Annotated in this window: 8 protein-coding genes, 2 tRNA genes, 1 pseudogene and 1 riboswitch; of the genes and pseudogenes, 4 read left to right on the top strand and 7 right to left on the bottom strand. The window is 70.9% G+C overall.

Annotated elements, in window-relative coordinates; all coding sequences use genetic code 11:
• Positions 1-4: 4 nt before the first annotated feature.
• A riboswitch (cyclic di-AMP (ydaO/yuaA leader) is annotated at positions 5-173 on the bottom strand.
• 347 nt (positions 174-520) lie between these two features.
• Positions 521-594, bottom strand: a tRNA-Met gene (locus tag BG482_RS36965).
• A 60-nt stretch (positions 595-654) separates the two neighbouring features.
• The gene (locus tag BG482_RS36960) at positions 655-1,782 is read right to left on the bottom strand and encodes a dihydrofolate reductase family protein (RefSeq protein WP_069773586.1); all 1,128 of its coding nucleotides are present in this window, start codon (positions 1,780-1,782) and stop codon (positions 655-657) included.
• A 175-nt stretch (positions 1,783-1,957) separates the two neighbouring features.
• Between BG482_RS36960 and BG482_RS36955 the strand changes: the two genes are divergently transcribed.
• From BG482_RS36955 to BG482_RS36940, 4 genes are all read left to right on the top strand, one after another.
• Complete coding sequence (locus BG482_RS36955) at positions 1,958-2,482, top strand: MarR family winged helix-turn-helix transcriptional regulator (protein ID WP_069773585.1); 525 nt, start codon at positions 1,958-1,960, stop codon at positions 2,480-2,482.
• Between the two features lie 133 nt (positions 2,483-2,615).
• Positions 2,616-3,257 carry a GTP cyclohydrolase II gene (gene ribA, locus BG482_RS36950; protein ID WP_069773584.1) on the top strand — a complete coding sequence of 214 codons (642 nt, stop codon included), beginning with the start codon at positions 2,616-2,618 and terminating at the stop codon, positions 3,255-3,257.
• Positions 3,258-3,463: 206 nt separating this feature from the next.
• Positions 3,464-3,709 carry a hypothetical protein gene (locus BG482_RS36945; RefSeq protein WP_256096597.1) on the top strand — a complete coding sequence of 82 codons (246 nt, stop codon included), beginning with the start codon at positions 3,464-3,466 and terminating at the stop codon, positions 3,707-3,709.
• Positions 3,710-3,754: 45 nt separating this feature from the next.
• Positions 3,755-4,468: a hypothetical protein gene (locus BG482_RS36940; protein ID WP_256096596.1), complete on the top strand. Its 714-nt coding sequence runs from the start codon at positions 3,755-3,757 to the stop codon at positions 4,466-4,468.
• 239 nt (positions 4,469-4,707) lie between these two features.
• Here the strand turns inward: BG482_RS36940 and BG482_RS36935 are convergent.
• The 5 genes and pseudogenes from BG482_RS36935 to BG482_RS36915 all read right to left on the bottom strand — a co-directional run.
• Positions 4,708-4,780 (bottom strand) — tRNA-Lys (locus BG482_RS36935).
• A 110-nt stretch (positions 4,781-4,890) separates the two neighbouring features.
• Positions 4,891-6,444: an amino acid permease gene (locus BG482_RS36930; protein ID WP_069773581.1), complete on the bottom strand. Its 1,554-nt coding sequence runs from the start codon at positions 6,442-6,444 to the stop codon at positions 4,891-4,893.
• Between the two features lie 48 nt (positions 6,445-6,492).
• Positions 6,493-9,579: an FG-GAP-like repeat-containing protein gene (locus tag BG482_RS36925; protein WP_069773580.1), complete on the bottom strand. Its 3,087-nt coding sequence runs from the start codon at positions 9,577-9,579 to the stop codon at positions 6,493-6,495.
• 233 nt (positions 9,580-9,812) lie between these two features.
• Positions 9,813-12,134: a DEAD/DEAH box helicase gene (locus BG482_RS36920; protein WP_069773579.1), complete on the bottom strand. Its 2,322-nt coding sequence runs from the start codon at positions 12,132-12,134 to the stop codon at positions 9,813-9,815.
• A 383-nt stretch (positions 12,135-12,517) separates the two neighbouring features.
• A pseudogene (locus BG482_RS36915) lies at positions 12,518-13,054 on the bottom strand (ferric reductase-like transmembrane domain-containing protein); the annotation flags it as partial.

Raw genomic sequence — 13,054 nt, 5'->3', positions numbered from 1 at the left:
GGCGCACTCCTTTCCTTCCGTCGCCTACCGGGTTAGCTGACGGGTTCGGAGCGGGAAGGTCTCCTACGCGCGTATACCGGTCGTGGACTCTGCGAGTTCACGACGGCTTCCGCGTGATTCACCCCAAGGTGGTGGTTCCCCGGTTCCCTTGCGGGATTCGGCGCGTGCGCACGGAGACGGCTCTGTTGCCGGCTGGGACGGCCGCGCTGCGTTATCGAACGTTAATAGACCCAGGGGTGGGTTTCCAAGCTGTTCTGCTTGATCAATAACATTTCCGGCCTGGACTTTCGGGCCACCTGCGGTCGAAAACGGGCGAGTTGACCTCGGCCACGCACGCCCCGGCAGCCACAGACGCTCTGACGACGACTCAGTTTTCCTGCACAGAGCGGCCGTACGGTCACCGACCGTGAGGGAGAGCCTCAGGGCAGGACTCGGGGAGCTCCGGGGGGCGCCTCGGGGAGGTGCGGGGGAAATGCACCGAGGGCCGGAACCCTTTCGGATTCCGGCCCTCGGCCTTCAGTAGCGGGGACAGGATTTGAACCTGCGACCTCTGGGTTATGAGCCCAGCGAGCTACCGAGCTGCTCCACCCCGCGTCGTTGTGACTCCAGTCTACGCTACTTCCGGGGCGTGAATGACCACGGTCCGCCGGCCCCTCACGCCAGGTGCCGGTTGGGGGCCTTCGCCCGCTCCTCGTACTCCGCGAGGACGAGGACGTCGACGCCCGCAGCCGTCAGCAGGCCGGTGCCGTCCGCCTCCGTCACGAAGGTGTCCGGCTCGCGCCAGGCCGTGACCACCCGGCGCACGCCCGCGTCGAGGATGAGCCGGGCGCAGGGGGCGGGGCGGGAGGAGCGGCGGGCGCAGGGTTCGAGGCTGCTGTAGACGGTGGCCGTGCGCAGTCGCGGGTCGGCGGGGTCGAGCTTGGCGAGGGCCGCCTCCTCGGCGTGCACGACCGGGTCGCCGTCCTCACGGGAGTGACCACGCGCCAGCTCCGTTCCGTCGGCGGCCACGATCACCGCGCCGACACTGAAGGCGGTCTCCGAGGGCGGGCAGCGTTCGGCGAGCTCGCAGGCGAGCGCCAGCCAGTGCCGGTCGGCCGCGGCGGGCAGCGCTCCGACGCCGGGGGCGGTGGGCTGGTAGCGGGTGAGGACGACGTCCTCGATACGCCGTGTCTCCACCAGCCGCAGGCGGCCGCCCTGGTAGCCGCCGGGCCCGAAGAGGCGGGGCGCGCCGGGGTCGCCGACGAAGAGCGGGGCGAGGACGAGCTGGAGTTCGTCGGCGAGGCCCTGCCGGAGCAGCTGGGTGTGGATGGTTCCACCGCCCTCGACCATGAGGCGTCGCACGCCGAGCTCGTCATGGAGGTGTTCCAGGAGGCGGCGCCAGTCGAGTGCGGGGCCGAGCGGGACGACGTCCGCGGCGATGCCGAGCGCGCGGGCCCGTTCGGCGCCCCGGTCCGTCGTGTACAGGGCCTTCGCGCCGCCCGTGTGCCAGAAGTTCGCCCGGGGGTCCAGCTCGCCGGAGCCGCTGACGGTGACCTTGAGGGGGTACGGCGGCAGCCCGGCGGCGACGCGGGCGGCGCGGCGCTGCGGGGAGTTCACCAGGAGCCGCGGGTTGTCCGCGCGGATCGTGCCGGCGCCGATGAGGATGGCGTCGACGGAGGCCCGCACCTCGTCGACGCGGTCGAAGTCGGCGGGGCTGGAGAGCAGCAGGCGTTCGGGGGTGGTGTCGTCCAGAAAACCGTCGAGGGAGACGGCGGCGGACAGCAGGACGTACGGGTACGGCATCGGCATGCTCCCCGGGCTATGTCCGACAGCGACGACAACGGCGACCGTCTCGGTCTCGGTCTCGGTGTCGGTGTCGGTGTCGGAGTCGGAGTCGGAGTCGGAGTCGGAGTCGGTTCCAGCGGTTTCAGGCGTCGGCGGTCTTGGTTCAAGTTTGAAACAAACCTACACTGGGCGCATGACGACCCGCTGGCTCACCCCCGAGGAGCAGCGTGCCTGGCGCGCGTACGTTGCCGGCTACCTCCTGCTGGAGGACGCGATCGACCGGCAGCTCCAGCAGGACGCCGGCATGCCCCATCCGTACTACTCCATCCTCGCCAACCTGTCCGAGTCTCCGGAACGACGGCTGCGGATGACCGATCTCGCGGAGCGGCTTAAGGTCACCCGCAGCCGGCTGACGTACGCGGTGTCTCGGCTGGAGAAGGACGGGCTGGTGCGGCGCGAGGAGTGCCGCTGGGACAAGCGTGGCAGCGTCGCCGTGCTGACGGACGAGGGGATGGCCGTCCTGCGCGACGCGGCGCCCGGCCATGTCGCGACGGTCCGCTCCGCCCTGTTCGACCGGCTCACCCCGGAGCAGGTGGGGCAGCTGGAGGACATCTTCACGCAGGTCGCGCGAGGGTTCCAGGGAGACGGGGAGGGCGAGACCGCGCCCGAGGACCTCCCCTGGCGCCGACGGTCGTCGCCCTGTTCCGGGACGCCGTGAGCCGCGTCACAGAGTAGTTGCTTCAAATTTCAAGCATGGGGTAGGGTCTGGTCTCGTCGGATCTGCTTCAAATCTGAAGCAGTATTCGGCCCGGCACCACCACGTCATCCGCCCCTGGACCCGGGAGACCCGCATGCCCGACACCCCCGCCGCCACCCCGCGCGCCCGCGTCCGGGTTCCTCTGCGCTTCCCCGACGGCTATTCGGCCGACGCCGAGCTGGTGACCTTCCACGGTCTGACCGACGGCCAGGAGCACGTCGCCGTCGTACTCGGCGAGCCGGCGCCCGGCGTCACCCCGCTGGTCCGGCTGCACTCCGAGTGCCTCACCGGCGACGCCTTCGGCTCCGCCCGCTGCGACTGCGGACCGCAGCTGCGCGAGGCGGTCGAGCGCATAGCCGTGACGGGCGGAGTGCTGCTCTACCTCCGCCAGGAGGGCCGCGGCATCGGCCTCTACAACAAGCTCGACGCGTACGCCCTCCAGGACCAGGGCCTGGACACCTACGCGGCGAACGCCGCCCTCGGTCTGCCCGAGGACGACCGGGACTACACGGCCGCCGCCCAGATGCTGCGCGCCCTGGGCATCACCAGCCTGGACCTGCTGTCCAACAACCCCGACAAGGCAGACCAGTTGCGCGGGCTCGGCATCGACGTCCACGACCGCGTCCCCACCGGCGTGTTCACCACCCCGCACAACGTCCGCTACCTGCGCGCGAAGGTCCTCCAGACCCAGCACACCCTGCCCCTGGCCGACCTCACCGGGATCGGCGTGGGCTGATGCCTTCGGCGCCGGGTACGGGCGGGCGCATGCCCCGGCACATCGCGACGCCCTGGACCTCCTGAAAAACAGCTCCGGCAGACACTTCCCTTCACCTTGCATCGCGCGAGGAGAGAAGAATAGGAGTACCTTTTGGTACCAGGGAGGACGTGAGCATGAGGTCCACAGAGGAAGCCCGGAGTCGCACAACCCGGACAACCGCGCCGTTGAAGGTCGACGCGGCCATAGACGAGCTGATCGCGGACGGCGCCCACTTTCTGGGAATGACGAAGAAGGACTTGGTCGCGGAGGCCGTCCGAACCTACTTGGAGATCCGCCGTGAAGAGGTTCGGGCCAGCATGTTCGAGAAGATGCGCAAGCTGGACGGATCCGTGGAATCGAGCGTCTCGCTGCTGACCGGCCTGTCACCGGAACGCATCAAGGAACTCGGCGGAGTGGGCGAGGACGACTGATCCGTGCGCCCCGCTCGACCTACCCTCCGCGCGCTCCGCGAGGACTTGAAACGACCGCTGCCGTCAGCCCGGGAACCGCTCGACGAACTGGATCACCCCGTCTTGGCCAAGGCCCGGGAACACTTCGCCGACGAGGGGGCCGGGCGTGAGCGCATTCGCTCGATCGATGATGAGGTGCTCTTCAAAGTCAAGGTCCAACGCTGGCGCGGAGCGGTCTGGACCGACGGAGATCTGCCCTGGCTCATCGCTGCCGGGCAACGCGAGGACGGGTCGCCGGACGACTTCTACTCAGCCCTCGAGACGGCCGCGAGGGCTGCACGAGCCCGCTACAACGCCGACAACCGCCAGCCCCTGAGCACCACAACGCACGTCGGGCATCTCCTCCCCGACCAGAACGACCGTGATCGCTACCAACTCGAGGCCGGGGCCCGGCTTGTCCGCGATCTCGCCGCGGCTGTCCGGGAGCTGGCTCGTGGATCACTGCACGACGGGCATGAACACGCCGCCGACTTTCCCGCTTTCCGCCTCGGCATCCTCGTACGCGCCGACGACGGCCACGAAACCTATGCCGCCGTGCGCATCACCGGCTCCGTACCCGACGGCCTCATCGCGGTGATCCTGCGCCATGTCCCCGGCTGCGATCCCGCCGCCTGGTACCCCGAGTACGCCCTCCCCAGCCGCCCGCTTCTTCCCGCCGAGCAAGCCTGGTCGACCCTCATGGATCCGAAAGCCGCGGCTGAGCTCCTGAACGAGGAATGAGCCGGGACCCCACTCCACGCCGGCCCAGGCCCACAGAGCACCGGAACTCCGACCCCAACCCGTCGTGGCGCAGCGGTGGTTCTGCACGCGTGCTTCGAGCAGCGCCCCTACATCGAGCACCCACCCCTGTGCCCACCCCAGTTCGCTCGCGCAGACCGCCGAAAACGCCGCAGCGCCCGGCCCGGCCGAAGCCGGGGCGGGCGCTGCAGGTCGGAAGGGGTGTTCCCTTCCCGCACCAGTAGGCCCTGTGGGACTCGAACCCACAACCAATGGATTAAAAGTCCACTGCTCTGCCAATTGAGCTAAGGGCCCAGGCGGTGGTGCGTGATGTTGCCTCCCCGAGCATAGCCGGACGCGGCCGTGTCTCCGATCGGGTATCGGGGACACGGCCGCGTCGGAGGACGGGAAGTGACCGGGATCGGTCACAGATCGGGCAGTTTCGCGGGCGCGGCGGCCCGTGTCGCCTCTCGGGCGAGGGTCTTCTCGTGCTCGGGGTTGAGGAACCAGTCCCGGGCCGACGCCTGCCACCACACTCCCGCGAAGCCCAGGACGACGAGGACGGCGACGGGGGCGTAGTTGAAGGTCTCCCAGGTGACCGGCGAGACCTGCGGCAGCATGAACAGGACGGTGATGACGGCCACCCACGCCACCGACACCACGCCGATCGCCCTGGACCAGCGGCCCAGGTGCCAGGGCCCCCGCTCGAACGCCTCGCCCTTGCGCAGGCGAAGCAGCGTCGGGATGACGTACGCGATGTACAGGCCGATGACGGCGATGGAGGTGACGGCCGCGTACGCGGTCACGTTGATCAGGTACGGCAGCCCCAGCAGCAGCGCGCCGCCGGCTGCCAGCCAGACCGCCGCGACGGGCGTGCGGGTGCGGGGGCTGACCGTGTGCCAGACGTGGGAGAAGGGCAGCGCGCCGTCCCTGGAGAAGGCGTAGATCATGCGGCTGTTGGCGGTGACGGACGCCATGCCGCAGAACAGCTGGGCGCCGATCACCACGAGCAGCAGCAGCTTGCCGGCGGTCGCGCCGAGGGCGTCGAGCAGGATCTGCGCGGGCGGTGCGCCGGTCGGGGAGCCGAGCGCGGCGTCGTAGGACTGGATGGCGTACGTGAAGCCGAGCAGCAGGACGAAGCCGGCGATCCACGAGGTCCAGATGGACCGCACGATGCCCTTCGGGCCGGCGGTGGACGCGTCGTGCGTCTCCTCGGTCATATGGGCGGAGGCGTCGTAGCCGGTGAAGGTGTACTGGGCCATCAGCAGGCCGAGCAGGACGACGTAGACCCCGCTGCCCCAGCCCGTGTTGTTGACGAACTCGCCGAACACGAAGGACGTCGACTGGTGCGTGTCGGGGACGAAGGCCAGGGCCCCCACGATGACGCCCACGCCCAGCACGTGCCACCACACGCTCACGCTGTTGAGGAGGGCGACGATCCGCACCCCGAAGGTGTTCAGCAGGCCGTGCAGCACCAGGATGCCCCCGAAGAGCAGGACCGTGCGGCCCGGCGTCACCTCGAAGTCGAACTGCAGGTTCAGGTACGCGCCGAGGAAGGACGCGGCCCCGAAGTCGATCCCGGCGGTCACCGCGACCTGGCCCAGCACGTTGAACCAGCCCGTGAACCAGGCCCAGGCCGCGGCCGATCGCGGGGGCGCGAGCCGGTGGGCCCAGAAGTACAGGCCGGCCGAGGTCGGATAGGCCGAACAGATCTCGGCCATGGCCAGGCCCACGAAGAGCGTCATCAGGCCGACGGCGACCCAGCCCCAGGTGATCACCGCCGGGCCGCCGGTGTTCATCCCGAACAGGTACAGCGTCAGGCAGCCCGACAGGACCGAGATGATCGTGAAGGAGACCGCGTAGTTGGAGAACGCCGACATGCGGCGGGCGAGAACCTGGGTGTAGCCGAGCTGGGCCAGCCGCTCTTCGTCCGAGAGGTTCCCGGGAGAGCCCGCGCCCACTGTGCCGTCATCTGTCATGCCCCCAGCAATTCCCCAGCCGGGGGCGTGACACACGTCACAACTTGGCTAGAAAATGCCCTTGTAGCGCTGCCAGCCGGTGCCGATCTTCACCCGGGCGGTGAAGGAACCCTTGCCGTCGCCGGGAATCCGGTACAGCCCGCCGGCCGTGTCCCGTGCGACCAGGTCCGCCTTCCCGTCCCCGGTGATGTCGCCGACGCCGACGAACGTGTCGTACGCGGAGCCCCAGCCGGCGAACACCTTCACCGCCGGCCCGAACGTCCCCCTGCCGGTCCCGTAGAACCGGTACAGGTTGTTCGCCCTGTCCTGGGTCAACAGGTCGCCGACGCCGTCCCCGTTCAGGTCACCGGCCGCGACCACCTTCTTGTACGCCTTCCAGTTCGCGTACAGCTTCACGGGGCTCGCGAGCCGCCCCGCGGCGGTTCCCGGGTAGAGGTACACCGCGCCGGTCGTGGCGTTACGCGCGAGCAGGTCGGGGCGGCCGTCGCCGCTCACGTCGCCGGGAGAGGCGAGCACGTCGAACGGCTTCCAGCCGCTGGTGCCGAGCGTGGTGTACGGCGTCGTGGCCTCCGGCGCCGCACCGCAGGCCGGCTTGTACAGGCGCAGGGCCCCGCTGCTCAGCCGCACGACGACGTCGTTGCAGCCGTCGCCGCTGAGGTCGCCGAACGGCACCGGAGTGACGCTCGTCGGCCAGCCGGTGCCGGTGGCCTCCGAGGAGAACGCGCCCGTGCCCGTGCCGTGATGGAACGTCAGCCGGCCGAGGGGGTGGAGGGTGAGCAGGTCGCCGATGCCGTCCGGCTCCACCCAGCCGGTCGGGCGGCCCACGAAGTCGTGGCGCGCGGGGCTGCCGTGCAGGAGCTGCGTCGAGCCCGCGACCCCCAGGGGCGCGCCCACTCCGTCCGCGGGGGCGACCGAGAGCGCCCAGCTGTACCGGCCGTTGGGCAGCAGCCCCCGCCCGGTGGAGACGCCCGTCCAGTTGACTTGAAGTCGGCCGCGCGCGGGACCCCCCTGACGGGTGTCCACGACCTTGCCGGTCGCGTCGCGTACGGTCAGCAGCCAGCTCCCGGCCGGCTTGGACAGCAGCACCCGGGCGAGGGAGTTCTCCTGCCCGCCCACCACCTGGCTCGCGACGTCCACCGGGTCCAGCAGGCGCAGTGCCTGCTGGGGCACGCCCGACGGCACGAGGTGCACCCGCTGCTCGTCGTCGACATAGGCGAGGTCGGGGCCGGAGTCGTCGACCGTCCAGCGCACGCCCCGCTGTGAGGTCCCGGTGTCCGGAAGGTCACCGACGACACGGCTGGCGGGCGTCCCGTTCGCGACCGTGGTGAGGACCAGCTTTCCGGCCCGCTTGTCGTGGGTGACGACATAACCGTCGCCGAGCTCGGCCTCGTCCGCCGGCACGGACACGGACCTGCCGGCCGTGCGGTCGTAGACGCCGGCCCGGCCGTCGCACGCCCAGTAGAGCCAGCGGCCCAGCACCTGCAGCTCGGTGGGGGCGCAACCGGCATCCGTGGTGACCGCCGTCCCGCTCTTCTGAGTCGTCAGGTTGTAGGGGACCACGGCGCCCGCGGTCGGTGTGACGCTCCACAGGGTGTCGCCGTCGAGGGCCGACACGCCGGGGCCCCGCGTCAGCACCGGGGCCGACGCGTTGCGGAACCGGTGGACGTACTGCCCGTCGGGCGTGGTGTAGAGCAGATAGCGGCTCGAGACGTCGGCGATCCGGCCGCCCTCGGGCACCTCGAAGGCGGCGGAGACGGCCGAACCCTGCGCGGCGACCCGCAACCGGTCGTAGCCCGCCTCCGCGTTGCGGTTCAGCCAGGCGATCTCACCGTCCCCCATGCCGTGGATCGCACCGCACCCCGCGTCGTCGTCCGGGCAGTGGTCGATGGTGTTCCGCGTGTCGAGGAAGCGGGAGGAATCGCCGAACGTGGGCGTGCCGGTCGCAGCGACCGTCCGCAGGAGCGTGGTGCGCGTGGCGCCGTACTCGTCCTGGGCCACGACGAGCCGTCCCTGGTTCAGCGACAGCCCCTGAATCCGGTTCAGCGGCTTGGGCAGCGCCTTGACCTGGGTCACGACCGGGCTGCCGTCCGGGCCCGGGAGGACGCGCTGGATGCCCCAGTCGTCCTGGGCCGCGGCGGTGCGTCCGATGGCCAGGGCGCTGCCGTCGGCCCCGGCGACGACATGCAGGTGCGACGCGGACAGCAGGGCCTTCCTGGGACCGCCCGCGATGGGCTGAGCGACCGTCTCGGCGCCGGGCCGCGTCACCAGCCAGTCGCCGACCACGGTGAGGTCCGTCGCAGGGCTCCGCGAGCTGTCGGCGAGGGTGACCTCGGCGGGGGCCCCGGACAGGTCGTGGCGTGCGAAGACCTGGACGACCGGGTCCCCTACGTCGAAGAGGACCACGTGAGCGGCGGTGACCCGGGCGTTCGCATAGGGCTTGGCGCGTGGCGGAGTCGAGCTCAGGACCTCACCCGTTCGCCGGTCGACCATGACCGACAGGTACGACCCGCCCGTCGTCCCGGCGCCGAAGAGCAGCCCGTCCGCGTCCCCGCCTGAGGGCTGTCCGAGCACGTACCCCTCGGGCAGGCCGGTCACCGGCACGTCCCGCGTACTGCCGTCGGGCCAGGGGGACAGCAGGTGCATCTCGCGCCCGACCGTCGTGCCGCTCTCGTCCCGCACCGCCCGGTAGGCGACGGCCAGGTCGGCGTAGACGGTGAGCAGCGTCATCCCCTCAGGCGTCCGGATCGTCCGCGTGACGTCGTCGGCCGGACTCCACAGGTCGACCCGGCCATCGGCGAAGCGGTAGGCGAGGACGTCGCCGCCCGTCGTGGACCAACTCGTCATCCCCGCGGGGTGGACCACCTTGACGGACGTACCGTCCGCGTAGCGCGTCCAGACCAGCCCGGAGCCCTCGAGGGAGTGGAACACGCCCTGCGCGCCGGCCCCGTCGCGTCCGGCGTACGACGGGCCGCCGTAGAGGGTGGCCGTGACGTTGGTGGAGCGCAACGCCGCCGGCACCACCGTCTCCTGCGGTGTGTCCGCGACCGCCGTCGACGGGAGCAGCGGGGTCAGTCCTGCCGCCAGGACGGCGGAGGCGGCGACGAGACGCAGACGGGTGAAGCCATGACGAGGCAAGAGGGTCCCTCCCCGGGAACGGAGACGGGCGGGACCGGACGTTCTTCGGCGTCCACGGTCCCCGGCCCCCCGGCCTTCACATCCGTCTCACAAGTCGGCTGATCCTACAGTCATCCGGGGAAGCTGGAGAAAGGGGTTTCCAGCGGTCGGACACGCGAAAACGCCGTGGCCCCCACCGGTCGGTCGGTGGGGGCCACGGCGTTCACTCAGGTGAGCCGGCGTCAGCGGGTGCGTCAGCCGTTGCGCTTCCAGCGCGGCTTGTCGTCACGACGGCCGGTCGTGCCGGAGCCGGTGCCGCGGTGGTCGTCACGGCGGCCGTACGGGCGCTCGTGACCGCCGGAACGGAAGCCCGGGCGGTCGTCGCGACGGTCACGGTTGAACGGACGGTCGCTGCCACGGTGGGTGGACGGACGCTCGTCACGACGGTCGCGGTTGAAGCCACCCGACGGACGGTCGTCGCGGCGGAAGCCGCCGCCCGAGGGGCGCTCGTCGCGGTTGAACCCGCCCGAGGGGCGGTCGTCGCGGCGGAAGCCGCCGGAGGGGCGCTCGTCACGACGGTCGCGGTTGAAGCCGCCCGACGGACGGTCGTCACGACGCTCGAAGGAACGGCCGCCACGGTCGTCACGACGGTCGTCGCGGCGGAACCCGCCCGAGGGACGCTCGTCACGACGCTCGAAGGAACGGCCGCCACGGTCGTCACGACGGTCGCGGTTGAAGCCGCCCGACGGACGGTCGTCACGACGCTCGAAGGAACGGCCGCCACGGTCGTCACGACGGTCGTCGCGGCGGAAGCCACCCGACGGACGGTCGTCACGACGGTCGCGGTTGAAGCCACCGCGGTCGTCACGGTTGAAGCCGCCACGGTCGCCGCGGTTGTCGTCACGACGCTCGAAGGAACGGCCGCCACGGTCGTCACGGCGCTCGTAGTTGCCCCGCTCGTCCCGGCGCTGACGCGGCTGCTCGTACGCGGGACGCTCCACCGGCTGCTCGGCGACAACGGCCTGAACCGGCGTCTCCGCCACGGCGTCCTGCTCCACGACCGCCTCGACGGCCGCGGCGACGGCCGCCTCCGGGTCCTCGCCGCGCTCACGCGCCACGCGGGCCACCAGACGATCGGCCTCCTCGCGCAGCTCGGCCGCCCGGCGCTGCGCGCGCTCCAGCTCCTTGGCGAGCTCGGAGACCTCACGCTCGGCCTGCTGGGCCGCGTTGCCCGCGGACTCGGCCTGGACCTCCGTCATCGACCGGGCGCCGGTGATCTCGGCGACCTCGGGGTCGAAGGCGTCGCCGCCCTGGATGATGTGCCGCCCGGCGTCGACGCCCGCGTCCTCCATCAGACGGAAGATCTGACGACGCTGGTGCGGAAGCGACAGGGAGACGACCGTGCCGGTGCGGCCGGCGCGCGCCGTGCGGCCCGCGCGGTGCAGGTAGTCCTTGTGGTCGCCGGCCGGGTCCACGTTCAGGACCAGGTCGATGCCGTCCACGTGGATGCCGCGGGCGGCGACGTCGGTCGCGACGAGCGCGTTGACGTAACCGTCCTTGAAGTCGGCCAGCGTGCGGGTGCGCGCGCCCTGGGTCATGCCGCCGTGCAGCGCGTCCGCCTTCACGCCGGAGTCGCGCAGCTGCTCGGCGATACGGTCGGCGCCGAGCTGGGTGCGGACGAAGATGATGGTGCGGCCCTTGCGGGAGGCGATCGCGGCGGTGACCGGCGCCTTGTCCTTGGGCTTCACGATCAGGATGTGGTGCGACATGGTCGTGACGTTGCCCTGGGCGCTGTCGACCTCGTGCGTGACCGGGTTGGTCAGGTAGCGCTTGACCAGCGTGGAGATCTCGTTCTCCATCGTGGCGGAGAACAGCATCCGCTGGCCGCCGGCCGGGATCTGGTCGAACAGCTCGGTGACCTCGGGCAGGAAGCCCAGGTCCGACATCTGGTCGGCCTCGTCGAGGACGGCGATGCGCACGTTCTCGAGGGAGCAGGCGCCGCGGTTGATGATGTCGCGCAGCCGGCCCGGGGTGGCGACGAGGACGTCGACGCCGCGCTCCAGGGCGTAGATCTGGTTGCTCATCGACGTACCGCCGCAGACGACCTTCATCTTCAGGCCGAGGACGTCGCCGTAGGGCTGGAGCGCGTCCGCGACCTGCATCGCCAGCTCACGCGTCGGCGTGAGGATGACGGCGCGCGGCTTGCGCTTCTCGGTGTGCCCGCCGGCCAGCGTGGCCAGGGTGGGCAGACCGAACGAGAGGGTCTTGCCGGAACCGGTGCGGCCACGGCCGAGGATGTCCTTGCCGGCCAGGGCGTCCGGGATGGTCGCGGCCTGGATCGGGAAGGGGCTGGTCACGCCGTTCTGCGCGAGCTTGCGCACGACGCCCTCGGGCAGCCCGAGGTCGGCGAAGGTGAGTTCGGGGGTCTCGGGGGTCTCGGGGACCTCAGGGGTCTCGTCGACGGCCGCCAGGGCCTGCGCGGCGTCAGCGGTCTCGACGGCCTCGATCGCCTCGAGGTTGATCGGCTCGTCGTTGTTCTCGGACACGACGGAGTGATCAGTACTGGAAATGGACATGCGAATGCGAAACCTTCCGGAGTCTCCTCGGCACGCGCCCGTCAACTCCGTGTTCGCATTGCATTACGACCGCCTCTATGCGGTCAGCCACGGCAAGGGAGAGTACGCGCCACACGGCGCGCTCTGCGGTGGCGCCGGGCAAATGGGATCAAACGATCTACTACCATACGCACCCTGTCCGGGGAAGGCAAACTGAGCTCATCGTCGCAGCTCAGCAGCCTGATGCGACAGGCTCACCGGCCGCCCCGGCCCCAGGGCGCCGTCACCCGGCCGGCCAGCCCACCTCCGGCGCCGGCTCCCGGTCCGCCAGCTGCGGCGCCGTCCCGCCGCCGTCGTCGTGCGCCGACGCCGACGGCTCCGCGACGGTCGGTTCCGCCGAGGGCGACGTTGCCGGCCTCGGGTACGACCGCCTCGACGCGCAGTTGGTGCCGCCAGTTCCGCCACAGGGGCAGGACGAGGCGGCCCAGCAGGACGGAGCCCAGGGCGACGCCCCACACCGCGTACCAGTAGGCCGTGGCGGCGGACGACGAGGTGAACGTCGTCCCCGCCGCGACCTGGTGGGTGAAGGCCAGCACCACGGCGACGTAGGCGTACAGGTGGATGAAGTGCCAGGTCTCGTAGGCGAGCCGGCGGCGGGCCCAGCGGGCCGAGGCGCCGCCGATCACCAGGATCAGTCCCATCGCGACGACCGCGCGGAAAACGCCTTCGACGGTTTCGGCGAGGTCGACGATCTGGCTCACGGGGTTCATCGAGGAGGACTCGGCATAACCGAAGGCGATGAAGACCACGTGTCCGACCAGCGTCCACAGCAGACCGAAGCCGGTCCAGCGGTGCCAGTTGGTCAGCCGGTCCATGCCGATGCGGCGGTCCAGCCAGGGCAGCCGGGCCACCAGCAACAGCATGGACCGCCGCATCGGCAT

It is taken from the genome of Streptomyces sp. LUP30 (assembly GCF_001746365.1).
Classification (GTDB): domain Bacteria; phylum Actinomycetota; class Actinomycetes; order Streptomycetales; family Streptomycetaceae; genus Streptomyces.
Note: the sequence above shows the minus strand (reverse complement) of the source record. Positions and strands in the feature narration are given on the sequence as shown.

What these genes read in the sequence shown, in the direction of transcription:
- BG482_RS36960 (WP_069773586.1), bottom strand. Translation starts at nt 1,782, where the DNA reads ATGCCGTACCCGTACGTCCTGCTGTCCGCCGCCGTCTCCCTCGACGGT.
- BG482_RS36955 (WP_069773585.1), top strand. Translation starts at nt 1,958, where the DNA reads ATGACGACCCGCTGGCTCACCCCCGAGGAGCAGCGTGCCTGGCGCGCG.
- ribA (WP_069773584.1), top strand. Translation starts at nt 2,616, where the DNA reads ATGCCCGACACCCCCGCCGCCACCCCGCGCGCCCGCGTCCGGGTTCCT.
- BG482_RS36930 (WP_069773581.1), bottom strand. Translation starts at nt 6,444, where the DNA reads ATGACAGATGACGGCACAGTGGGCGCGGGCTCTCCCGGGAACCTCTCG.
- BG482_RS36920 (WP_069773579.1), bottom strand. Translation starts at nt 12,134, where the DNA reads ATGTCCATTTCCAGTACTGATCACTCCGTCGTGTCCGAGAACAACGAC.